This window comes from Streptomyces sp. SID14436, assembly GCF_010548465.1.
Taxonomy (GTDB): Bacteria; Actinomycetota; Actinomycetes; order Streptomycetales; family Streptomycetaceae; genus Streptomyces.
The window spans coordinates 1-23458 of sequence record NZ_JAAGMD010000509.1; the positions used below are offsets into that span (position 1 = coordinate 1).

The window sequence follows — 23458 nt, forward strand, 5'->3', positions numbered from 1 at the left end:
GGAGTCCCGCGCGGCGGCCGACGCGCACGCCGTCGCCACCGCCGCCGGGGGCCCGGCCGCCATCAAGGCCGCGGCCCGGCAGGTCCTCGACGAGGCCGCCCGGCTCGATCCGCCCCTCACACTGGACTACCTGGCTCTGGTCGACCCCGCCGACTTCACCGACATCGGGGACGACTTCACCGGCGAGGCCGTGCTCGCCGTGGCGGCCCGGGTCGGGTCCACCCGGCTGATCGACAACATCCCCCTGACCTTCGGAACGTTCGGAGCCGCCTCGTGACCAGCACAGGCATACGCCCGCCCGTCACCCACCACCACCCTCAAACGAGTGCGCTTCGCGCCCGCCCCTCTGCGCCCGTCACCCACCACCACCCTCAAACGAGTGCGCTTCGCGCCCGCCCCTCTGCGCCCGTCACCCACCACCACCCTCAAACGAGTGCGCTTCGCGCCCGCCCCTCTGCGCCCGTCACCCACCACCCTCAGACGGGCACCCGGCCCCGCCTGCACGCGCCCGAGCCCGGGTGGTCCGTCGAGGCGGACGTGGTGGTCGTCGGCTCCGGCGTCGCCGGTCTCACCGCCGCCCTGCGCTGCGAAGCGGCCGGCCTCACCACGGTCGTCGTCACCAAGGCCCGGCTCGACGACGGCTCCACCCGGTGGGCGCAGGGCGGCATCGCCGCGGCCCTCGGCGACGGCGACACCCCCGAACAGCACCTCGACGACACGCTGGTCGCCGGCGCGGGCCTGTGCGACGAGGAGGCGGTCCGCATCCTCGTCACCGAGGGCCCCGACGCGGTGCGCCGGCTGATCGCCACCGGCGCCCACTTCGACGAGTCCGCCGAAGGCGGCCTGGCCCTCACCCGCGAGGGCGGCCACCACCGCCGCCGCATCGCCCACGCGGGCGGCGACGCCACCGGCGCCGAGATCTCCCGCGCCCTGGTCGACGCGGTCCGCGCCCGCGGCCTGCGCACCGTCGAGAACGCCCTGGTCCTGGACCTCCTCACGGACGCCGAGGGCCGTACCGCGGGCGTCACCCTGCACGTCATGGGCGAGGGGCAGCACGACGGTGTCGGCGCCGTCCACGCCCCCGCGGTGGTCCTGGCCACCGGTGGCATGGGCCAGGTCTTCAGCGCCACCACCAACCCCGCCGTGTCCACGGGCGACGGCGTGGCCCTCGCGCTCCGCGCGGGCGCCGAGGTCTCCGACCTGGAGTTCGTGCAGTTCCACCCCACGGTCCTCTTCCTCGGCCCGGACGCGGAGGGCCAGCAGCCACTGGTCTCCGAGGCGGTGCGCGGGGAGGGCGCCCACCTGGTGGACGCCGACGGCGTGCGCTTCATGCAGGGGCAGCACGAACTGGCCGAGCTCGCCCCGCGGGACATCGTCGCCAAGGGCATCATGCGCCGCATGCGGGAGCGGAACACCGAGCACATGTACCTCGACGCCCGGCACTTCGGCGCCGAGATGTGGGAGCGCCGCTTCCCCACGATCCTCGCGGCCTGCCGCGCCCACGGCATCGACCCGGTCACCGAGCCGGTGCCGGTCGCCCCGGCCGCCCACTACGCCTCCGGCGGTGTCCGCACCGACTCCCGTGGCCGCACCACCGTGCCCGGGCTGTACGCGTGCGGCGAGGTCGCCTGCACCGGCGTGCACGGCGCCAACCGGCTGGCCTCCAACTCCCTCCTGGAGGGCCTGGTCTACGCCGAGCGCATCGCCGCCGACATCGCCGCCCGGCGCGGCGGGCAGGAGCCGCCCGCGCGGGCGCCGCGCCCGCTGCCGCAGGCCGACCGCCCCGCGCAGCCCCTGCTGGCCCCGGAGGCCCGCTTCGCGATCCAGCGGATCATGACCCGGGGCGCGGGCGTCCTGCGCTCCGAGTCCTCCCTCGCGCGGGCCGCCGACCAGCTCGAAGCCCTGCACGCGGAGGCGCGCGACGCCCTCGACGAGAACGGCAAGACCGCCGAACCGGGCGTCGACACCTGGGAGGCGACCAACCTCCTGTGCGTGGCTCGCGTCCTGGTCGCCGCGGCCCGCCTCCGTGAGGAGACCCGCGGCTGCCACTGGCGCGAGGACCGCCCCGAACGGGACGACACCCGGTGGCGCCGCCACGTCGTCGTCCGGCTGAACCCCGACCGCACACTGGCCGTGCACCCCACGGACGGCACAGACTTCCCCCCGACCCTCCCTCCCCAGGCACCCCAGGAGCAGTGACAGCAGTGACCACGCCCGACCTTCCCCTCGTTCCGTCCGGCGGCTGCGGCGACGGCTGCGGCTGCGGTGGTGACGAGGAGTACCTGGAGTGCGGCCTTGACCCCGCGCTCGCCCAGCTCCTGGCCGACGCCGGCCTCGACCCCGTGGAGGTCGAGGACATCGCCAACCTCGCCCTCCAGGAGGACCTCGCCCACGGCGTGGACGTGACGACGGTCGCGACCATCCCGGAGGACGCCGTCGCCACCGCCGACTTCACCGCCCGGGAGGCGGGCGTCGTCGCGGGCCTGCGGATCGCCGAGGCGGTCCTGTCGATCGTGTGCACCGAGGAGTTCGAGGTGGAGCGGCACGCCGAGGACGGCGACCGCGTCGAGCCCGGCCAGAAGCTGCTGTCCGTCACCACCCGCACCCGCGACCTGCTCACCGCGGAACGCAGCGCGCTGAACCTGCTGTGCCGCCTCTCGGGCATCGCCACCGCCACCCGCGCGTGGGCGGACGCCCTCGACGGCACCCGGGCCAAGGTCCGCGACACCCGCAAGACGACGCCGGGCCTGCGCGCCCTGGAGAAGTTCGCGGTCCGCTGCGGCGGCGGCGTCAACCACCGCATGTCCCTCTCGGACGCGGCCCTGGTCAAGGACAACCACGTGATCGCGGCGGGCGGCGTCGCCCAGGCGTTCACCGCCGTCCGTGAGCGTTTCCCCGACGTGCCCATCGAGGTCGAGGTCGACACCCTGCACCAGCTCCGCGAGGTGATCGACGCGGGCGCCGACCTGATCCTGCTGGACAACTTCACCCCCGGCGAGTGCGAGGAGGCGGTCGCCCTCGTCGACGGCCGCGCCGCCCTGGAGGCGTCCGGCCGGCTGACCCTGGACAACGCCAAGGCGTACGCCGCGACCGGCGTCGACTACCTGGCGGTCGGAGCCCTGACCCACTCCTCGCCGATCCTGGACATCGGCCTGGACCTGCGCGAGGCGGAGTAGCTCCCATGCTGCTGACCATCGACGTGGGCAACACCCACACCGTCCTGGGCCTCTTCGACGGCGAGGAGATCGTCGAGCACTGGCGGATCTCCACGGACGCCCGGCGCACCGCCGACGAACTCGCGGTCCTCCTCCAGGGCCTGATGGGCACGCACCCGCTGCTCGGCGAGGAACTGGGCGACGGCATCGACGGCATCGCCATCTGCGCGACCGTCCCCTCGGTCCTGCACGAGCTGCGGGAGGTCACCCGGCGCTACTACGGCGACGTCCCCGCGATCCTCGTCGAACCGGGCGTCAAGACGGGCGTGCCGATCCTCACCGACCACCCCAAGGAGGTCGGCGCGGACCGCATCATCAACGCGGTCGCCGCGGTCGACCTCTACGGCGGCCCGGCCATCGTCGTCGACTTCGGCACGGCCACCACGTTCGACGCGGTCAGCGCGCGCGGCGAGTACATCGGCGGGGTCATCGCACCCGGCATCGAGATCTCCGTCGAGGCACTCGGCGTGCGGGGCGCCCAGCTCCGCAAGATCGAGGTGGCCCGCCCGCGCAGCGTGATCGGCAAGAACACGGTGGAGGCGATGCAGTCCGGCATCATCTACGGCTTCGCCGGCCAGGTCGACGGCGTCGCCCGCCGGATGGCCCGCGAACTCGCCGACGACCCCGAGGACGTCACCGTCATCGCCACCGGCGGGCTCGCGCCGATGGTGCTGGGCGAGTCCTCGGTCATCGACGAGCACGAGCCCTGGCTGACCCTGATCGGCCTGCGCCTGGTCTACGACCGGAACATCTCCCGCCGCTGACCGCCCCCGGCCCGCCGGGGGCGGGTGCCCCCGGGCGCCACACGCCGCCGGACACGGTGACGTCCCGCCCGGAGCGCCTGGGACCGACGATGCTGCACACGCGCGAGTGCCGCCGCCCGAGGCTTCGCCTCGCCGGTCGGGCCCGGTGAGTGCCGGAGCCGGCAAGGCGGTCTGCACGACCGTGCTCGCGCGGGGGCGTCTGTTCGCCGGTGCCCCGGTGCGTCGCCCGAACCGGGCGGGCCGTGGGTCCGCCCGCGCCACGGCCGGGCCCGGCCGATTGGCGCCCGTACCGGCGAGGCGGGTTGCACGACCGCCCGCTCGTGGGGGGGCCTGTTCGCCGGTGGCCCGGGTGGCCCGATGGTCTCACCGGATCGGCATGGCGGTGTGCTTCCCGCGCCACGGCCGGGCCCGGCTCGGGTCGGATCCCGTACGGGAGGGGCGGGCGGCGCGGCTGCGCCGTGCGGGGCGCCTGTACGCCGGGGCGTTGCCGGCCCGGGGCGTCACCCGGGCCGCGTGGCCGTAGGGCCCGCCCGTCCCACCGCAGGGTCGCCCCGGGGGAGCCCGTACCGGCGTTGCGGGCTCCCCGCGCCCCGGCCGCGTCGCAGAAAGCGCGCGGCCGTGCGCAGCGCCACCCGGGTGGGCACGGCCGCCACACCCCATCCCCTATGCGATGTTTTGTCTGATTAGCGCGTATCGTCGCCGCATGCCCACGCCATACGGATCCCGCGGCGGTCTGGCGTTCGGTGCGGAGGAGCTGCGCGTGCTCCGTCGCGCCCTCGCCCTCGCCCTGCACCCCGCCGCCGCCTCGGCCGACGACGTCCAGGACTGCCTCCGCCTCGCCGACGCGGTCGACGAGGCGACCAGGGAGAGCGCGAGGCTGCGCGCCTTCCTGGTGGCCGACCTCGGCCGCTACCGCGCCGCCCTGCCCGGCACGGCCGCCGGGTACCTCACGCTCCTGGAGGAGGCGCTGGGCGCCGGTCACCGTCCCGGCCCGGACGACCTCGCCGCCCTGCGCGCGCTGCGCGGCAACCCGGTCGCCGCCGCCCTGCTGGAGCGCTGCCAGGTGCTCGCCGAGCAGGACGTCCGCGCCCGGCTCGCCGGACGGTCCACCCGCGTGGCCGCCTCCACGCGCGCGACGGTGCCCGCCTCCCGCACCCGGCTGACGGCCCTCCCGGGCGGTCAGGCGGTCGCGGAGCGGACCGAGAGGGACCGCTCCGAGAAGTCCCCGGGGCAGAACCCGTCCCCCCGGCCGAAGCCCGCCCCGGCCCCCGCCGCCCCGAAGCCGTCCCGCCCCATCCCCACCCCGGGCGAGGTGTTCCCCCGCCGCAAGCCGGCCCCGCCCCCGCAGAACCAGCGGCTCGCGGCCGGCTGATCCGGGCGGACCGCGAACCGCCGCGGACGCACCCGGGCCCTGTGATCCACCGCCCGCTGGCTACTCTGGAGCCATGGACTACGTCTCCGCTCTGCTGCCCCCCTTCGTCATGGCCGCCCTCTTCATCGCCGTGATCCGGGTGATCGTGAAGACCCAGGGCGGCGCCAACAAGGCCAAGGAGGACGCCGCCGTGGACGCGGCCCTCTCGCGGGTGGAGGGCGCCCGGCAGCCCTCCGGCAAGGCCGACGCCTGACCTTCCGCCGGATCCGGGCCGCCCGGCCCGGACCCGCCGGACTTTCGTGCGGCGTACGACTGCCACCGGCCGACGCGGGCCGGTGGAACCGCTCTGCGGAGTCGTACGCCCTTTTGCTCCCGTTTGCCGGTGAAGGTGCCCGTCGGGCACGCCATTGTCCGGATCTCCCACTATTGTTCTGAGCTGTGCCTCGCCCATTGGGAGAACTCGAAGACGCGGTCATGACGCGGGTGTGGAAGTGGAACCGCCCGGTGACCGTTCGGGAAGTCCTGGAGGACCTCCAGAAGGAGCGGTCCATCGCGTACACCACGGTGATGACCGTGCTGGACAATCTCCACCAGAAGGGCTGGGTGCGCCGCGAGGCGGAAGGCCGGGCCTATCGATATGAGGCCGTCTCGACCCGTGCCGCCTACGCCGCCGCGCTGATGAACGACGCCTGGTCGCAGAGCGACAACGCCGCGGCCGCTCTCGTGGCCTTCTTCGGCATGATGAGCGAGGAACAACGGCAGGCGCTCACCGATGCGATCCGTGTCGTCCGGATCCCGGAAAGCGCGGAACAGCCATCACCCGCCGAACCTGCCCGACCCACCGAACCCGAACCCGCCGAACCCGCCGGACCCGCCGATGCCGGGACGGCCGGGGACGAGAACGACGAGAACCCCGACTCGGCCCAGGACGGTCCCGGGCGATAGCGTCCGTTCATGTCAGCAGACAGCCCGGACAGTCCAGAAGTGAACGCGACCGCTAAAGCCATCACGGTCCGCCGTGCCCGCACCAGCGATGTGCCGGCCGTGCGCGGCCTCCTTGACGCGTACGTCCGCGGGGGCATCCTGCTCGACAAAGCAACAGTGACGCTTTACGAGGACATCCAGGAGTTCTGGGTGGCGGAACGGGACGACAACGCCGAAGTCGTCGGCTGCGGCGCCCTGCACGTGATGTGGGAGGACCTGGCCGAAGTCCGCACTCTCGCCGTGAAGCCGGGGCTGAAGGGCGCCGGGGTCGGACACCACGTGCTGGAGAAGTTGCTGCAGACCGCCCGATGGCTCGGTGTTCGCCGGGTTTTCTGCCTGACCTTCGAAGTCGAGTTCTTCGGCAAGCACGGCTTCGTCGAGATCGGTGAGACGCCCGTCGACGCCGATGTGTACGCCGAGCTGCTGCGTTCCTATGACGAGGGCGTCGCGGAGTTCCTCGGTCTCGAACGAGTGAAACCGAACACCTTGGGCAACAGCCGGATGCTTCTGCATCTGTGATCGTCGCCGATTCCCGAGCCCGTGTTCCGCGCCCCGTTCCGACGGCCTTCGGATCGGCCCTCGCGGCCCTCTTGGACGGGTGCCCTATGTCCGAAACGCGCACGTTTCCGGGGTGTGGCCGGGCAGCCGGTCCCCGCCAGGGGTTTGTGTTTTTTCGTCAAAAGCGGTTTGCTTTCCGACGTACTGCAGTACTGCATATAACAGGGGACGGCGATACGGCGGATGCCGGCTCACCCCGGCCCTCAAGTTATCGATGAAAGGAATTACGGTGGCACAGAAGGTTCAGGTCCTTCTTGTCGACGACCTCGACGGCGGCGAGGCGGACGAGACCGTGACGTTCGCACTGGACGGCAAGACCTACGAGATCGATCTCACCACCGCCAATGCGGACAAGCTCCGCGGCCTTCTCGAGCCTTACGTGAAGGGCGGCCGGCGTACCGGTGGCCGTGCTTCGGGTGGGCGCGGAAAGTCCCGCGCTTCGTCCGCCGGCAGCCAGGACACCGCGGCCATCCGCGCCTGGGCGAAGCAGAACGGCTACGAGGTCAACGACCGCGGCCGGGTTCCCGCCTCCATCCGAGAGGCGTACGAGAAGGCCAACGGCTGACCGTCGGTCGATGCACTGGTCCGCACCCGTCCCCATCCGGTTCCTCAGGGGCCCGAGAAGGCTTTCAGGGGCTTTCCCGGGACCCGCGGGCTTCCCGACGGGCCAGGCTCGGCGCCCGCGCGCCGCAGCCGGACTCGGTGGCACTGCGTGGCCACCGTGTTCACCAGTCGCGCCAGATCGGCGGCGCAGCGACGGCCCCCCATCGCCGACAGCGTCGGCAGCGAGGACTCCACGTCGTCCCGCGATCCGGGGGGCCGCAGCCATACGGCGGCCCCCGGCGGGGCGTCACGGCCCGGGGGCGGCGGGGCGTCCATGAGGCCGCCCGCGCCGATCGCGACCAGGTCGAGCGTCAGACCGCCCCACTCGAGCCAGTCCAGCAGCCCCGGCACCTCCTCCGCGCTGCCCGGCGCGACCAGCAGCCGCAGCCGGCCGCCCTGCGCGGCGACGGGGAAGGCCGCGTCCTCTCCCGCGCGGGAGAAGTGGGCCAGGGCCGCGTGTCCCGCCTCGGCCGGCACGTCCAGGACGTCGAAGCGCACGCCCACGACCAGGCGCGGCCCCGGGCCGGGCGCGGTGGGCCAGCCCAGTTCGTTCTCGTACCAGGCGCGGATCCGGTCGCCGGATGCGAGCGGCCGGCGGGGCCCCGGCAGTCCGGCCCCCGTGGAGACGGTGACGACCATGCCCCTGGCAACCTCCCGAAGTACCGTTGGGTTACGCTCGGTGCGCACCCGTGTGCGCTTCGTGCCGGATTCGGGGGAGTGCGGGAGCGCACGGCGGCGCGGGGTTGTTCGCCCGTAGCGGAGGGAACCCGTGTACGCGGCATGGACGGTCCGTCGCAGCGGGTAAGACATCCCTAGTGGGAGAGGGCGACACGCAGAATGGGGCGCTCCCCGTTCGCCACGGGCGTACTGGCGATGGGGGTAATCGCCTGGCCTGCGGGAACATCGTCTCGCACCATCGGGTTGGAGCAGATGTCGGAACGTTCGGGGTCAGGAGGCCATCGACGGTGTCGGCAGTTGGAATGAGCGGTCCCCGCTTGCGGGACTAAGCTGCGGAAGGACAGGGAGGGGAAGTTCCCCCCACTGCCTGACCGCTCTGAGGAGCGATTAACGATGTTCGAGAGGTTCACCGACCGCGCGCGGCGGGTTGTCGTCCTGGCTCAGGAAGAAGCCCGGATGCTCAACCACAACTACATCGGCACCGAGCACATCCTCCTGGGCCTGATCCATGAGGGTGAGGGTGTCGCCGCCAAGGCCCTTGAGAGCCTCGGGATTTCGCTCGAGGCGGTCCGCCAGCAGGTGGAGGAGATCATCGGTCAGGGCCAGCAGGCCCCGTCCGGCCACATTCCCTTCACCCCCCGTGCCAAGAAGGTCCTGGAGCTGTCGCTCCGCGAGGCCCTTCAGCTGGGCCACAACTACATCGGCACGGAGCACATCCTGCTCGGCCTGATCCGTGAGGGCGAGGGCGTCGCCGCCCAGGTCCTGGTCAAGCTGGGCGCAGACCTCAACCGGGTGCGGCAGCAGGTGATCCAGCTGCTCTCCGGTTACCAGGGCAAGGAGACCGCCACCGCCGGCGGTCCTGCGGAGGGCACGCCTTCCACGTCCCTGGTCCTCGACCAGTTCGGCCGGAACCTCACCCAGGCGGCCCGCGAATCCAAGCTCGACCCGGTCATCGGGCGCGAGAAGGAGATCGAGCGGGTCATGCAGGTGCTGTCCCGCCGTACCAAGAACAACCCGGTGCTGATCGGTGAGCCCGGCGTCGGCAAGACGGCCGTCGTCGAAGGCCTCGCGCAGGCCATCGTCAAGGGCGAGGTGCCCGAGACCCTCAAGGACAAGCACCTCTACACCCTGGACCTCGGCGCGCTGGTGGCCGGCTCCCGCTACCGCGGTGACTTCGAGGAGCGCCTGAAGAAGGTGCTCAAGGAGATCCGCACCCGGGGCGACATCATCCTGTTCATCGACGAGCTGCACACGCTGGTCGGTGCCGGTGCGGCCGAGGGCGCCATCGACGCGGCCTCCATCCTGAAGCCGATGCTGGCCCGCGGTGAGCTGCAGACCATCGGTGCGACCACGCTGGACGAGTACCGCAAGCACCTGGAGAAGGACGCGGCCCTGGAGCGCCGCTTCCAGCCCATCCAGGTCGCGGAGCCGTCGCTGCCGCACACGATCGAGATCCTCAAGGGCCTGCGCGACCGGTACGAGGCGCACCACCGCGTCTCCATCACCGACGAGGCGCTGGTCCAGGCCGCCACCCTGGCCGACCGGTACATCTCGGACCGCTTCCTGCCGGACAAGGCGATCGACCTGATCGACGAGGCCGGTTCCCGGATGCGCATCCGCCGGATGACCGCGCCGCCGGACCTGCGCGAGTTCGACGAGAAGATCGCCGGCGTCCGCCGCGACAAGGAGTCCGCGATCGACTCGCAGGACTTCGAGAAGGCCGCCTCCCTGCGGGACAAGGAGAAGCAGCTCCTGGCCGCCAAGGCCAAGCGGGAGAAGGAGTGGAAGGCCGGCGACATGGACGTCGTCGCCGAGGTCGACGGCGACCTGATCGCCGAGGTCCTCGCCACGGCGACCGGCATCCCGGTCTTCAAGCTGACCGAGGAGGAGTCGTCCCGCCTGCTGCGCATGGAGGACGAGCTCCACAAGCGGGTCATCGGCCAGGTCGACGCCGTCAAGGCGCTGTCGAAGGCGATCCGCCGTACGCGCGCCGGTCTGAAGGACCCGAAGCGCCCCGGTGGTTCGTTCATCTTCGCCGGCCCGTCCGGTGTCGGTAAGACCGAGCTGTCCAAGGCGCTCGCCGAGTTCCTCTTCGGTGACGAGGACGCGCTGATCTCCCTCGACATGTCGGAGTTCAGCGAGAAGCACACGGTCTCCCGCCTCTTCGGTTCGCCCCCCGGCTACGTGGGCTACGAGGAGGGCGGCCAGCTGACGGAGAAGGTCCGCCGCAAGCCGTTCTCGGTCGTCCTGTTCGACGAGGTCGAGAAGGCCCACCCGGACATCTTCAACTCGCTGCTGCAGATCCTGGAGGACGGTCGCCTGACCGACTCCCAGGGCCGGGTCGTGGACTTCAAGAACACGGTCATCATCATGACGACCAACCTCGGCACCCGGGACATCTCCAAGGGCTTCAACCTGGGCTTCGCCGCCCAGGGCGACACGAAGACCAACTACGAGCGCATGAAGAACAAGGTCTCGGACGAGCTCAAGCAGCACTTCCGGCCCGAGTTCCTCAACCGTGTCGACGACGTGGTGGTCTTCCCGCAGCTCACGCAGGACGACATCCTGAAGATCGTCGACCTGATGATCAGCAAGGTGGACGAGCGCCTGAAGGACCGGGACATGGGCATCGAGCTCTCCCCGTCCGCGAAGGAACTGCTGTCCAAGAAGGGCTACGACCCCGTGCTGGGCGCCCGGCCGCTGCGCCGGACCATCCAGCGCGAGATCGAGGACTCGCTGTCGGAGAAGATCCTCTTCGGCGAGCTGCGCCCCGGTCACATCGTGGTCGTGGACACCGAGGGCGAGGGCGAGTCCCAGACCTTCACCTTCCGCGGTGAGGAGAAGTCGGCGCTGCCCGACGTCCCGCCGATCGAGCAGGCGGCCGGCGGCACCGGCCCGAACCTGAGCAAGGAGGCCTAGCGCCCGCGCTCGGCCGAGACACGACAGGGGTCTGCCCCGGGACGGAGAGTCCCGGGGCAGACCCCTGTCCGCGTCCGTGCGCCGCCGGAGCGGGTCAGGACAGCCGGCCGCCGTAGTCGGGCAGCTTGAAGGTCTTCTCGGCGTGGCCGCCGGAGAGGTCGGTGGCACTGTTGCCGATGTTGGCGATGATCGTGTAGCCCTTCGCCTCGATGGCGGCGCGCTGGGCCGTCTTGTAGTCGGCGACGTTCTTGAACAGGTCGAGGAAGCCGCGCACGTGCAGTCCGGAGGATTCGTAGCCGGCGTGGTCGAGGTTGAAGGCCGTGGGCGCCCAGATGATGCCGGGCCGGGCCGTCACGAAGAACAGGTCGACACCGCGCTCCTCGGCGTACTGGGCGACCTCCAGGACCGGCCGGTTGGCCGGCTGCGGGAAGCTGAAGCCGAAGTCGGTCTCCAGCGCGGTGTTGTCGATGTCGAGGACGATGGCCTGCTTCTCGCCCGGCCGCGCGCGGTCGATCCGCTCCTTCAGGTAGGGCAGGGCCTGGTCCATGACCGCCCGGCAGTCCCGCTGCCAGGTGTCGTAGTCGACGTCGGCGGCCGCCGCGGGAGCCGCTGTGACGGCCGTGGGCGGGGCGGCGGGGGCGGCGGGGGCGGTGGCCTGGGCCGGGGAGGCCAGGGCCATCAGGGCGGCCGCGGAGACCGCGGTCGCCGATGCGCGTCGCAACCAGGGGCGTCGGCTTCTCATGTCGTGGGGGGTCCTCTCACGTCCGTGACGCTGCCAACATGTCGTGTGCATGCTCGTGTGTCAGGGTGACGCGAGGTGAACCGTAGGGTTACCGCACGGTAAGTGCCTAGAGGCGTGCGCCACTTTTGTGAAATGGCGCAGAGGTGACCCCGGTGACATGGCGCACAGGGTGCGCGAGGGGTACTAAGCGGAATAGTCGACGACGGCGAAATTGAAATCGGACATTTGGTGCGCTGTTCTGATCGATCAGCTTGAAATGGGGGGTTTCACCCCGTGCGACCCCCTCCGTCAAGAGATGTGGGTCTCACGCCTGACCTACGGCCTTTCGTCGTAGGTCACACCTTTGCGGCTTTTGGGCGGGGGCGGTTACCAAGGAACGGCCACCACGGCGCGGTCCTGTGCACCGGGTGGTTTTCCTCTGTCCCCACCCCGTGAGGTTTCGATGTCCCAGCGCGTCTCGTCCCGTTCCTTCCGTCCGGCCCGCATCCGTACCCGCGCCGCCGTCCTGGTCGCCGGTTTCGGTGCCTCGGTCGCCCTGGGAGTCGGAGTCGCGACCGCCGCCGCCGACACCACCACGTCCGGTGCCACGAGCGCGGCCCAGGTCCAGCAGGCGGCGAAGAAGGCCGCTTCCTGGGTCGACCCGGTGAAGAAGTACAAGCTGTCGGCGAGCTTCGCCGCGAACGGCGGCATGTGGGCCTCCAAGCACAGCGGCCAGGACTACGCCGTCCCCAGCGGCACCCCGGTCGTCGCCGCCCACGGCGGCACCGTCGTCAAGGCCGGCCCCAACGGCGGCGGCGACGGCCCCGCCTACGGCAACGCCGTCGTCATCAAGCACGGCAACAAGACCTACTCCCAGTACGCCCACCTCTCCAAGGTGAACGTCAAGATCGGCCAGGTCGTCAAGACCGGCCAGAAGATCGCCCTGTCCGGCAACACCGGCAACTCCAGCGGACCCCACCTCCACTTCGAGATCCGCACCACCCCGAACTACGGCTCCGCCGTCGACCCGGTCAAGTTCCTCCGCGCCAAGGGCGTCAAGCTCTGATCCGGAGCAGGTGACGGCGGCCGTGCGGAACTCCCGTGACGGCCGTCCGGCCTACCGGGGCAGCACCGGGCGGACGGCGCCCTGGGGGGCGCGTTCCCGGTCCGGCAGCGCCGGGTAGCTCCCCGTACTGGTCGGAGCGTGCTCCGGCAGCCACAGCACGCCGACCGCGCCCTCGGCCGGCACGTCGTCCGGGGCGCCCGCCGGGCGGATGTTGCGGAAGGTCAGCCGGGCGCCCAGCACCCGGGCCTGGCCCGCCGCGATGGTCAGGCCCAGCCCGTGGCCCCGGCCGGCCCGGTCCTTGCTCCCGGTGCGGAAACGGCTCGGCCCCTCGGCGAGCAGGTGCTCCGGGAAGCCCGGCCCGTGGTCGCGGACCCGGACCACCCGGCCCTCCACGGTGACCTCGATGGGCGGCCTGCCGTGCCGGGCGGCGTTGGCCAGCAGGTTGAACAGCACGCGCTCCAGGCGGCGGGGGTCGGTGGTGACCTCCGACTCGTGCACCACCCGCACGGTGACGTCCGGGTCCTTGGCCGCGACCCGCCGGGTGACGAACTCGCCCAGCATGATGTCCTGCAGCTCCGCCCGCTCCGAGGCGCCGTCCAGCCGGGCCACCTCCAGGACGTCCTCCACGAGCGTGCGCATGGCCTTGGCCCGGTCCAGCACGAGTTCCGTGGGCCGGCCCGGGGGCAGCAGCTCCGCCGCCGTCAGCAGCCCGGTCACCGGGGTGCGCAGCTCGTGCGCGATGTCGGCGGTGACCCGGCGTTCGGCCTCCAGCCGCTGCCGCAGCGCATCGGCCATGGCGTCCACGGCACTGGCCAGGTCGTCGGTCTCGTCCCGCACGACCCCGCCGATGGCCTTGCGCACCCGTACGTCCGTCTCGCCCTTGGCGACCCGGTTGGCCGCGGCGGCCGCCTTGCGCAGCCGGCGCGACAGCTGGCCCCCGATGAGCACGCCGAGCGCGCTGCCGCCGAGGACGACCGCGATGGAGCCGATCACCAGCGCCTGGTCGAGGTCCTTGAGGATGTTGGAGCTGCGGTCGGTGAAACCGGAGTGCAGGGACATGACCTGCCCGTTCTTCAACGGGACAGCCGCCCAGATGTCCGGCGTCCCGTCGGGCCGGTCGGTGACGTAGGTGGCCCGCCGGCCCGCCTCCACCTTCCGGCGCAGCTCCTCGGGCAGGTCCGGGTCGTCGACCCGGGTGTTGGGGAAGTTCAGCCGCCCGGACAGCTCGTAGTTGCGCTGCGCCACGGTGATCCGCTCGTCGGCCAGATCGCGCGCGTTGTCGAGCATCGACACCCGGGCGGCGTTGTGCACGACGAGGCTCAGCACGACCGCGACCAGCGCGCCGACCAGGGCGATCGCCGCGCTGAGCTTCCAGCGCAGACCGGTCCGGATGGCCGCCCGGTCCCAGAACGCGGCCGTCGGCCGCCGGAAGGTGCGCCGCATGTCCCCGCTCAGGCCTTCAACTTGTAGCCGAAGCCGCGGACGGTCTCGATGCGGTCCTGCCCGATCTTGGAGCGCAGCCGCTGCACATGGACGTCCACCACCCGGGTGTCACCGCCCCAGCCGTACTCCCACACCCGTTCGAGCAGCTTGTCGCGGGAGAGGACGGTGCCCGGCGCGGACGAGAACTCCAGCAGCAGCCGCATCTCGGTCGGTGTCAGCGCCACGGGGACCCCGGCTCTGCGCACCTCCATGCCCTCCGTGTCGATCTCCAGCTCGCCGAAGGCCAGCAGCCCGCCGTCGGCGGACGCCGCGTCCTCCTGGCCGCCGGCCCGGCCGAAGCGGCGCAGCACCGCGCGGATCCGGGCGACCAGCACGGCACCGTCGAACGGCTTGGTCACGTAGTCGTCGGCGCCCGCCTCCAGCCCGAGGACCACGTCGATGGAGTCGGCGCGCGCCGACAGCATGATCACCGGCACCATCGACTCGTCCCGGATGCGCCGGCACAGGCTCACCCCGTCCAGCCCCGGGACCATGACGTCGAGGAGCGCGATGTCGGGGCGGTTCGTCCGGAACGCCTCCAGGCCCGACAGCCCGTCGGGCATCGCGGTGACCGCGAAGCCGTCCCGCTCCAGGGCGAGCTGGGTGGCTTCGCGGATGACATCGTCGTCCTCGACGAACAGCACGTGGGTCTGGTCTGCCATCCCGGTTCTCTCAGCTCTCGTGTGATGTCGGCGGTGCGGGCGGGGGTGTCCCTCCCCCTGGGCTGACGCGCGGGCCGTGTTCCCGGTTCATCCCTTCATCGGACGGGAGGGCCCCCGCGGTTCACCCCCGTGAGGCATGTCTCACTCCAGCGGCACCGGCGTCTGCCCCCCGCCGGCCACCCTTCCGTAGTCGTTGTGGGTGCGGAACTCCTCGACGAACCGGCCCTCGGACCAGCGGTAGGTGATGATGTCCTCGCCGGACGGGCTCGACACGGGGTCGCCCCGGTCGTACACCTGATGGGTCACCACCAGGTCCCCGCGGTCCATCTCCGCGTACACCGGCGGCTCCTCGGCCGCGAACACGTTCTGGTAGGCGCCGTGCACGTCCCGGTACACGTAGGAGCCGACCCCCACCGCGTCCCCGCAGGTCAGCACGTTGACGACGATGTCGTCGACGGTGCCGCCGGTGAGGCGTCCGTAGCTCACGTCGACGGGGTACTCGTCGGCGACGCACGGCTTCAGCTGCCGCTTGACCTCGGCGGACACCTCCGGGTCGCCCTTCACGAGCCGGACGGGATCGACCCCGTCCAGCCGTCCGGCGGGCGCCTGGGCGGTCGGTGACGCGGCCGAGTACCCGTTGGCCGGGCCCTCGTCGCGCGCGCCGGTGCCGCCGGTGCCGCAGCCGGCGGCACACAGGGCGAGGGCGGCGACCACGACCGTCGTCGTGCTCGCCGCCTGTGGGGTGGTCCGGGCCGTTCTCGGCCTCGCGCCGGTCAGGCCGCGCACCGCTCCCGCTCCTCACGCTCCAGCGCGCGTGCGTCCAGATCGCGCGACTCCAGCTCCTCGCGGAGCCGGGCCAGCGCCCGGTGCAGCGTGCTTTTGACCGTTCCGGCCGACATGCCGAGGGCGGCGGCCGTCTCCTCCGTGGACATCTGCTCCCAGTGTCGCAGCACCACCACACTGCGCTGTTTCGGGGCGAGTATCTTCAGCACGTCCATCAGCAGGGCGCGGTCGGCGTGCTGTTCGGTGGCGTCGTCGACGCAGGCGTCCGGGAGCTGCTCGGTCGGCACCTCCTCCAGCTTGCGGGCGCGCCACCACTCGGTCCTGGTGTTGATCATGACGCGGCGCAGGTAGGCGTCGGCCAGCCGCTTGTCGGCGATGCCGTCCCAACGGCCGTACGTGCGGGCGAGAGCGGTCTGCAGCAGGTCCTGCGCGTCCACGGGGTCCGGGACCAGACGACGGGCACTGCGCAGCAGCGCGTCCTGCCGGGTGCGGACGTACTCCTCGAACTCGAGCACCTCTCCGTGCGCCATGTGAACCGCCTCCGCTCCCCGTTCCGGCGCGCCCCGTGCGCACCGGCTGCACTGCCTGTGGTCCGTCGTCGTGCCCCCGAGGGGCACGCGAACGAAAGTACGGACGCGGTGTCACGGCACTGTGCGGAGCAGCCTGCGGCCAGCCCTCGGCTGTCCGTCGGTTGTGTAACGGACGGCGAAAACCGGGCGAAGCGGAAGGGGGGGAGTGGGGTGGGTATAGGCGGTCCGGGCGGAGATGTCCGTCCGCGTGTGTGGGGCGCGTGCCCGTTCATGTGGGTGCGGCGCACGGTGGTGTGTCCGCGGTGATGTGGGGCGCCGCCATGCGGGCGGGCCGGGGCGCCACGAGCCGCACCCCGGTGGCGGGAGGCGGCGGCGCGGCCGGGCGGACCGGCCCGGGTCAGGTCAGGTCAGCGGGAGGCGGTACAGGCCGCCCGGCAGCGGTTCCACCAGGCCGTCGGCGACGAGCCCGTCCAGGGCGCGGGCGCGCTGCACCGGCTCGTGCCACACCCGGTCCAGGGCCGCCTGCGGGACCGGCGCGTGGGCCTCCCGCAGAACGGCCAGCAGCCGCCCCCGGACCTGCCGGTCGGTGCCCGCGTACGTCTGACCGCGGCGCGGCGGGCCCTCGTGCGCCGGCTTGCCTGCCAGCCGCCAGGCGCAGAACGCGGCGATCGGGCAGCGGTGGCACGACTCGTTCTTCGCCGTGCACACCAGGGCGCCCAGCTCCATGGAGGCGGCGGCCCAGCGGGCGGCGGTGGCCTCGTCGCCGGGCAGCAGCTCCCGGGCGAGCCGGCGTTCGGCGGCGGTGGTGGCGTTCGGCGGGTACTGCACCCCGGTCACCGCTCGCGCGAACACCCGGCGGACGTTGGTGTCCAGCACCGCGTGCCGCTGCCCGTACGCGAACGACGCGACGGCCGCGGCGGTGTACTCGCCGATGCCGGGCAGCGCGAGGAGCTGGGAGTGGTCGGCCGGGACGTCGCCGCCGTGCCGTTCGGTTATGGCGACGGCCGCTCCGTGCAGCCGGAGCGCGCGGCGCGGGTAGCCGAGCCGGCCCCAGGCGCGGACGGCCTCGCCGGGCGCCTCGGCGGCCAGGTCGGCCGGGCGGGGCCAGCGCGCCAGCCACTGCTCGTAGACGGGCAGCACCCGGTTCACCGGGGTCTGCTGGAGCATGAACTCACTGACCATCACTCCCCAGGCGCCGGCCTCGGGGCGCCGCCAGGGGAGATCGCGGGCGTGCTCGTCGAACCAGTCGATGACGGGGGAGTGCAGCGGCTCGCCGGGAGCGTGCTCGGACGTGGACTCGGTGGTGCCGCCGTGCGGGGGCTTCGTGGGAGCAGTCATGGCTCTTCGATCCTGCCACGCCGGGCCCCGCCTGAGGGCGCACCGCCACGGCGGTGACCGAGCGACCCCTTATCACGCACCGTGAGCAGGGAGGGTGAACGGTCGCACTCCGTGACCGGGCGTGGCGCGGAGCGGCAAAAGCGGGGCTGACAGGGCCGTTTCCGGGATGATGATCCGGAAAAGTTGTCGCTCCGAGCGGCGGGTGGGACCGGTGAACGCGCCGATCTCTCGTATGGTTTGCGCCGTGGGATCTTTGCGCAATCCGGTCGGGCCGCTTCCCTCCTCCATCTACTGGCGACGGAGGGCCGTACTGCTGTCCGTACTGGCCTTGTCGGCGTTGTTGATCACCTGGGTGGTCACGGCGGGCGGCGGGGGCGGCAACGGCCACGAGAACGGGGCCAACGGCAAGAATCCCGCGCCGTCCATCACCCCGGGACCGTCGAGTTCGGGTCCGGCGATCAGTCAGGCGCCGGGCGGCCGGGACGAGACGGGCGACGAGAACTCCGGTGGCGCGTCCTCCGGTACGGGTGACGACGGCGCCAACGGCGACCCCGGGGACGGCGGATCGGCCGACGGCGGTGCCGGCGGCGGCGCGGGCGGCGACGCGGGGAGCGGCACGTCCGCCGGGGTGGGCGCGGGCGACGCGCTGCCGGCGGGTACCGGGTCGGGCCTTCCCGACTGCACCGCGAGCGCGGTGAAGTTCAGCCTGCGCAGCGCCCGCAACCTCTACGAGCCCGGACAGACGCCGACGTTCCTGCTGACCGCGCGGAACGTCTCGGGCAGCGACTGCAAGGTCGACCTCGGGCCCGCGAAGGCCGTGCTGACGGTCACTCAGACCGGCAGCGACGACGCGTACTGGGCGTCGGACCACTGCCCCAAGGGTGCTCGGAGCCTGATGTTCCGCGTGCCGGCGGGTGACAGCATCACCTACAGCGTGAAGTGGGACCGCAAGCCGAGCGCCGCCGAGTGCGCCACGCCTCCGGCGGGTTCGGCGGGAGCGGGGACGTACCTGGTGGAGGCGAAGGCCCCCGGATTCAGCAAGGTGCAGACGTCGTTCGTGCTGGAACGCGACTGACACAACGGGCGCGACCGACGCAACGGGCGCGACCGACGCAACGGGCGCGACTGACACAACGGGCGTGACCGGCACGACGGGCGCGACTGACACGACGGGCGTGACCGGCTGGACCAGCGCGGCGGGCGTGCTGGGCGCGCGTCGGCTGTGGCGGACGCGGCAGCCGGCCAGGGACGCGGGTGCCGTGACGGCGCCCGCCGGACGGCAGGCGGCAGGCGGCGAGCCCGGCGCGGGCGGTGACCCCGTGGGCGTCAGACGTACCGCTCGAGGATCGAGCTCTCGGCCAGGCGTGACAGGCCCTCCCGGACGCTGCGGGCGCGGGCCTCGCCGACGCCGTCCACCGTCTGCAGGTCGTCCACGCTCGCGGCGAGCAGCTTCTGCAGTCCGCCGAAGTGGTCCACCAGGCGGTCGATGATCGCACCGGGCAGCCTCGGCACCTTGGCCAGCAGGCGGAAGCCGCGCGGCGACACCGCCGAGTCCAGCGTCTCGGGGGAGCCCGTGTATCCCAGGGCGCGGGCCACGGTCGACAGCTCCAGCAGCTCCGCGTGGGTGAGCACGTTGAGCTCGTGCAGGGCCTCGTCGACGGTGCGGGAGCGCTTGGCGGTGGGCTCGGGCACGTAGTCCCGGACGACCAGTTCGCGCTCGGGCTCCACGCCCGCGATCAACTCGTCGAGCTGGAGCGCCAGAAGACGCCCGTCGGTGCCCAGTTCGACCACGTATTCGGCGATTTCGGTGGCGATGCGGCGCACCATCTCCAGCCGCTGCGCGACCGCCGAGACGTCCCGCACGGTCACCAGGTCCTCGATCTCCAGCGCGGAGAGCGTGCCCGCGACCTCGTCGAGGCGGAGCTTGTAGCGCTCCAGGGTGGCCAGGGCCTGGTTGGCGCGGGACAGGATCGCCGCGGAGTCCTCCAGGACCCGGCGGTGCCCGTCGACGTAGAGCGCGATCAGGCGCATCGACTGCGACACCGAGACGACCGGGAAGCCGACCTGCTTGGAGACCCGGTCGGCGGTGCGGTGCCGGGTGCCGGTCTCCTCCGTCGGGATGGTGGGGTCCGGCACCAGCTGGACACCGGCCCGGATGATCTTCGTCAGGTCGGACGACAGGACGATGCCGCCGTCCAGCTTGCACAGCTCCCGCAGCCGCGTCGCGGTGAACTCGACGTCCAGCACGAAGCCGCCGCTGCACAACGACTCGACCGTCTTGTCCGAGCCGAGCACGATCAGACCGCCGGTGTTGCCGCGGAGCACGCGCTCCAGTCCGTCCCGCAGGGCGGTGCCGGGTGCCACGGCGCTCAGTGAGGCGCGCATCAGGCCCTCCGAACCGGCACTCCCACCGGACTTTCCGGGAGCTGCTGCCCGGTCGTTGGCTGCCACTGCACTCCTCCGGTCGCAGGTTCCTGGGCGCCCCCGCGGTTCGTACGGACGGGCGAGACCTGGGCAAAGTCTACCGGCGGTCACCGTCTTCCCGTGGGGCCTCTCGACGACGGGAGCGGGGGAGGACCCGCAGCGCGTCCCCTATGTCCGCGACTTCCAGAACCTTCATTCCGGCGGGGATCCGTCCCGGATCGCCCGGTACCAGAGCGTGCGTGAAGCCCAGCCGGTGGGCCTCGGCGAGCCTGCGCTGCACGCCCGTGACGCGTCTGACCTCGCCCGCGAGGCCCACCTCGCCGATCGCGACGAGGTTCTTCGGCAGCGGGGTGTCGCTGGCCGCCGACGCCAGCGCCAGGGCCACGGCCAGGTCGGCCGCGGGTTCCGTGAGTTTCACCCCACCGACCGTCGCGGAGTAAATGTCCCGTTTGCCCAAGGCGCTGATGCGGCCGCGCTGTTCCAGCACCGCGAGCATCATCGAGACGCGCGAGGTCTCCAGGCCGGAGGTGGTGCGCCGGGGGGAGGGGATCTGCGAGTCGACGGTGAGCGCCTGGACCTCCGCGACCAGGGGGCGGCGGCCCTCCAGGGTGACGGTCAGGCAGGTGCCGGGGACCGGTTCGTCACGACGGGTCAGGAAAAGTCCGCTGGGGTCCGCGAGGCCCGTGATGCCCTCGTCGTGCAGCTCGAAGCAGCCGACCTCGTCGGTGGTGCCGTAGCGGTTCTTGACGCCCCGGACCAGGCGCAGGCGCGCGTGCCGGTCGCCCTCGAAGTGCAGGACGACGTCCACCAGGTGCTCCAGCAGCCGGGGGCCCGCGATGGCGCCGTCCTTCGTGACGTGTCCCACCAGCAGGGTGGACATCCCGCGCTCCTTGGAGGCGCGGATCAGGGCCCCGGCCACCTCGCGCACCTGGGCCATGCCGCCGGGGGCGCCGTCGATCTCCGGGGAGGCGACGGTCTGGACGGAGTCCATGATCAGCAGGGACGGCTTCACCGCGTCCAGGTGGCCGAGGACGGCGGACAGGTCCGTCTCCGCCGCGAGATACAGGTGGTCGTCGATCGCGTGGATGCGGTCGGCGCGCAGCCGGACCTGGCTCGCCGACTCCTCGCCCGTCACGTAGAGCGTGCGGTGGTCGGCGCTCGCCGACTTGGCCGCCACGTCCAGCAGCAGGGTGGACTTGCCCACCCCCGGCTCGCCCGCGACGAGCACCACGGCCCCCGGCACGAGACCGCCGCCCAGCACCCGGTCCAGCTCCGGCACACCGGTGGGGCGGGCCGTCGCCTGCCGGCCGTCGACCTGCCCGATCGGCAGGGCGGAGGTGGTGACCCGGCCGGGCGTGGTCGTGCGGACGGCCGGCACGCCGTACTCCTCGACCGTCCCCCACGCCTGGCACTCCGGGCAGCGGCCGAGCCACTTGGCCGTCTGCCAGCCGCACTCGGTGCAGCGGTAGGACGGGCGGTCCTTGGTGGTCTTGGTACGGGCAGCCATGCGGAAAAGGTATCCGGCCCCACTGACAGCGGTGACCGCGCAGGTCCTGCGGGACGGTGCCGCCCGGGGCGGCCGTGGCCCGGAACACGGCGCCGGGGACGGCGTCCGGGCGGTGGGCGGCGGGCCCCGCGGGAGGCCGGCCCGCCCGCGGAGGGGCGCCGTTCCCCGTTTGAGGGATCGTTTCACCCGTACGGATTAAAAGTGCGCAGGGCACCGGAAGGGGCCGTGCCGGGCCGCCTACGGTCGCCGAATGATGAGCAGTGGCCCGGAGACCTCGACCCGTACGACCGGCGCACACCGGGCGCACCGGGAGGTGCGCGACCGAGGGGCCGCCCGCGCGGTGGCGCAACGGCCCCCGCTGCGTGACGAGCCCTACCTGGACGGCCTGTTCACCTACTGCCTGTCCGTCCTGTGCGACCACGAGGCGGCGACCGCCGCCCTGGCCGACGTCCTCGCCCTCGCGGAGCGGCGCGGCCGCAACGTCCGGGACGCGATCGGCGACCGCCGCGCCTGGCTGTACGCGCTGGCCCGCTGGGCCTGTCTGCGCAAGCTGACGGAGGCTCAGCAGAAACGTCAGGCCACCCACGCGGCAGGCCGTACCGCCCGGCAGAAGCGCACGGCGCGCGGCGCCACGGTCCCGGCCGTCGCCGAGGACGTCCAGGAGCAGCGCCGGTGCGAACTGGCCCTGCTGGCCTGGCCGGAGGCCGCCGGTACCACCCCGGAGCAGCGGGAGGCGCTCGAACTGGCCGTGCGCCACCACCTCGCCGCCCACGAGGTCGCCGCCGTGCTCGGCATGGAACCGGCCGCCGCGCGTGAACTCCTCGCCTCCGCCGCCTGCGAGGTCGAGCGGACGCGTGCGGCACTCGCCGTGGTGGAGACCGGCGCCTGTGCCGGCGTGGCCCATCTCACCGGTGACCGGCGCGTGGTGCTGAGCACCGCGGTGCGCCGGGAGCTCGTGCGGCACGTCGACGACTGTCCGCGCTGCCGCCGTACGGCCGAGCGGGCCATTCCCGGCCGCTGGCCCGGCACCAGCGTCACCCCGGACGCCCTGCCCGTGCTGACCGCGCCCCGCGCGGCCCTGCGCGCGGTGATGGCGCGCCACCCGCGCGGGCGGGTCCCGGCGCCCCGCTTCGACCGGCGGGGGTATCCGATGGACCCCAAGGACCTGGTCGCCCGGCGGGACCGCCTGCGCGCGCGGGCCGTCACCACGACCGTCGTCGCCACCGTCGTCGCGGCACCCGTGCTCGCGCTGTGGGCCGCCTACCGCAGCACCCCGGTCGGCGAGGCCGAGGACGGCCGGTCGGCGTCCGCGCGGGAGGCCGACGGCCCCGTCGACCTCGACGGCGAGGGGCCCGGCGGCTACGAGAACGCGGGCAACGCCAGCACCCGGCCGGACAGCCGCTTCGACAAGGACGGGAAGAAGAAGACCGCCGACGTGTCGGTGGAGGTCGTCGAGGTCGCCGGCGGCGACCGCAAGGGCGCGGCGGCCCTCGGGGTGACCGCGGGCCACCACGGGGACACCACCCTCATCACCCTGACCGCGACCGGCTCCGCACCGGTGCGCTGGTCCGCGTCCACGGGCGCCCACTGGCTCTACCTCAGCCAATCCTCCGGAACCCTCCGCCCCGGCGAGTCGTTGACGATCAAGGTGTACGTCGACCAGCTGCGCGAGCCGTCCGGCCACTGGCAGGCGCGGGTGGCAATCTCCCCGGCCGGCGCCGTCGTCACCATCGACGGCTACGGCACCGCGCCCGGCCCCTCCCGGCCCGGCAGCCCGCACCCCGGCCATCCGGGCGGCCCGGGCACCTCGCACCCCGGCACGCCGAGCGGCCCGCCGCCCACCACCGAGCCG

At 72.7% G+C, this 23458-nt stretch carries 22 protein-coding genes; 13 read left to right on the plus strand and 9 right to left on the minus strand.

Going from position 1 to position 23458, the window contains the following annotated elements; genetic code table 11:
• From G3I53_RS17530 to G3I53_RS17570, 9 genes are all read left to right on the plus strand, one after another.
• Positions 1-277: pantoate--beta-alanine ligase (locus tag G3I53_RS17530; protein WP_203617202.1), on the plus strand; the 277-nt coding region annotated here is incomplete at its 5' end.
• 221 nt (positions 278-498) lie between these two features.
• Positions 499-2199 carry an L-aspartate oxidase gene (locus G3I53_RS17535; RefSeq protein WP_164438534.1) on the plus strand — a complete coding sequence of 567 codons (1701 nt, stop codon included), beginning with the start codon at positions 499-501 and terminating at the stop codon, positions 2197-2199.
• Between the two features lie 5 nt (positions 2200-2204).
• On the plus strand, positions 2205-3176 hold the full coding sequence (gene nadC, locus G3I53_RS17540) for a carboxylating nicotinate-nucleotide diphosphorylase (protein WP_164333741.1): 972 nt from the start codon (positions 2205-2207) through the stop codon (positions 3174-3176).
• Positions 3177-3181: 5 nt separating this feature from the next.
• The gene (locus G3I53_RS17545; protein WP_164333740.1) at positions 3182-3979 is read left to right on the plus strand and encodes a type III pantothenate kinase; all 798 of its coding nucleotides are present in this window, start codon (positions 3182-3184) and stop codon (positions 3977-3979) included.
• A 733-nt stretch (positions 3980-4712) separates the two neighbouring features.
• Positions 4713-5351, plus strand: a complete 639-nt coding sequence (locus tag G3I53_RS17550) for a hypothetical protein (RefSeq protein WP_164438535.1) — start codon at positions 4713-4715, stop codon at positions 5349-5351.
• A 73-nt stretch (positions 5352-5424) separates the two neighbouring features.
• A complete protein-coding gene (locus G3I53_RS17555) occupies positions 5425-5604 on the plus strand; it encodes a hypothetical protein (protein WP_164338291.1) in 180 nt (59 codons plus the stop codon).
• A gap of 185 nt (positions 5605-5789) precedes the next feature.
• Positions 5790-6296: a BlaI/MecI/CopY family transcriptional regulator gene (locus tag G3I53_RS17560; protein ID WP_343239738.1), complete on the plus strand. Its 507-nt coding sequence runs from the start codon at positions 5790-5792 to the stop codon at positions 6294-6296.
• 9 nt (positions 6297-6305) lie between these two features.
• Positions 6306-6854, plus strand: coding sequence for an amino-acid N-acetyltransferase (locus G3I53_RS17565; RefSeq protein ID WP_164338293.1), 549 nt, complete (start codon positions 6306-6308; stop codon positions 6852-6854).
• A gap of 268 nt (positions 6855-7122) precedes the next feature.
• Complete coding sequence (locus G3I53_RS17570; RefSeq protein WP_164338294.1) at positions 7123-7458, plus strand: Lsr2 family protein; 336 nt, start codon at positions 7123-7125, stop codon at positions 7456-7458.
• A gap of 44 nt (positions 7459-7502) precedes the next feature.
• Here G3I53_RS17570 and G3I53_RS17575 read toward each other — a convergent pair whose 3' ends face one another.
• Positions 7503-8135: an SCO3374 family protein gene (locus G3I53_RS17575; protein ID WP_164438530.1), complete on the minus strand. Its 633-nt coding sequence runs from the start codon at positions 8133-8135 to the stop codon at positions 7503-7505.
• Positions 8136-8567: 432 nt separating this feature from the next.
• Here G3I53_RS17575 and G3I53_RS17585 point away from each other — a divergent pair, with 432 nt between their 5' ends.
• The gene (locus G3I53_RS17585) at positions 8568-11093 is read left to right on the plus strand and encodes an ATP-dependent Clp protease ATP-binding subunit (protein ID WP_164332939.1); all 2526 of its coding nucleotides are present in this window, start codon (positions 8568-8570) and stop codon (positions 11091-11093) included.
• 94 nt (positions 11094-11187) lie between these two features.
• Here the strand turns inward: G3I53_RS17585 and G3I53_RS17590 are convergent, their stop codons facing one another.
• Complete coding sequence (locus tag G3I53_RS17590; RefSeq protein WP_164332940.1) at positions 11188-11835, minus strand: HAD family acid phosphatase; 648 nt, start codon at positions 11833-11835, stop codon at positions 11188-11190.
• Positions 11836-12277: 442 nt separating this feature from the next.
• Between G3I53_RS17590 and G3I53_RS17595 the strand changes: the two genes are divergently transcribed.
• Positions 12278-12880 (plus strand): M23 family metallopeptidase, encoded by a 603-nt coding sequence (locus G3I53_RS17595; RefSeq protein WP_164332941.1) that lies wholly within the window; start codon positions 12278-12280, stop codon positions 12878-12880.
• A gap of 51 nt (positions 12881-12931) precedes the next feature.
• On the opposite strand, the gene cseC is transcribed toward G3I53_RS17595, so the two are convergent.
• From cseC to G3I53_RS17620, 5 genes are all read right to left on the minus strand, one after another.
• Entirely contained in the window at positions 12932-14323 is a 1392-nt protein-coding gene (cseC, locus tag G3I53_RS17600) for a two-component system sensor histidine kinase CseC (RefSeq protein WP_164332942.1), read from the minus strand.
• An 8-nt stretch (positions 14324-14331) separates the two neighbouring features.
• Complete coding sequence (cseB, locus tag G3I53_RS17605; protein ID WP_164332943.1) at positions 14332-15024, minus strand: two-component system response regulator CseB; 693 nt, start codon at positions 15022-15024, stop codon at positions 14332-14334.
• A 141-nt stretch (positions 15025-15165) separates the two neighbouring features.
• Positions 15166-15810, minus strand: a complete 645-nt coding sequence (locus tag G3I53_RS17610) for a hypothetical protein (protein WP_164332944.1) — start codon at positions 15808-15810, stop codon at positions 15166-15168.
• Positions 15798-16337: a SigE family RNA polymerase sigma factor gene (locus G3I53_RS17615; protein ID WP_164332945.1), complete on the minus strand. Its 540-nt coding sequence runs from the start codon at positions 16335-16337 to the stop codon at positions 15798-15800. Before G3I53_RS17615 ends, G3I53_RS17610 begins: the two co-directional genes overlap by 13 nt.
• Positions 16338-16739: 402 nt before the next feature.
• Complete coding sequence (locus tag G3I53_RS17620) at positions 16740-17675, minus strand: A/G-specific adenine glycosylase (protein WP_164438531.1); 936 nt, start codon at positions 17673-17675, stop codon at positions 16740-16742.
• Between the two features lie 244 nt (positions 17676-17919).
• Here G3I53_RS17620 and G3I53_RS17625 point away from each other — a divergent pair, with 244 nt between their 5' ends.
• On the plus strand, positions 17920-18750 hold the full coding sequence (locus G3I53_RS17625; RefSeq protein WP_164438532.1) for a hypothetical protein: 831 nt from the start codon (positions 17920-17922) through the stop codon (positions 18748-18750).
• Positions 18751-19001: 251 nt separating this feature from the next.
• Here the strand turns inward: G3I53_RS17625 and disA are convergent, their stop codons facing one another.
• The gene (gene disA, locus G3I53_RS17630) at positions 19002-20126 is read right to left on the minus strand and encodes a DNA integrity scanning diadenylate cyclase DisA (protein ID WP_164337706.1); all 1125 of its coding nucleotides are present in this window, start codon (positions 20124-20126) and stop codon (positions 19002-19004) included.
• A 70-nt stretch (positions 20127-20196) separates the two neighbouring features.
• The gene (radA, locus tag G3I53_RS17635) at positions 20197-21606 is read right to left on the minus strand and encodes a DNA repair protein RadA (protein WP_164337707.1); all 1410 of its coding nucleotides are present in this window, start codon (positions 21604-21606) and stop codon (positions 20197-20199) included.
• Positions 21607-21856: 250 nt separating this feature from the next.
• Between radA and G3I53_RS17640 the strand changes: the two genes are divergently transcribed.
• Positions 21857-23458 (plus strand): hypothetical protein (locus G3I53_RS17640; protein WP_164438533.1); only part of this gene is annotated, 1602 nt, incomplete at its 3' end.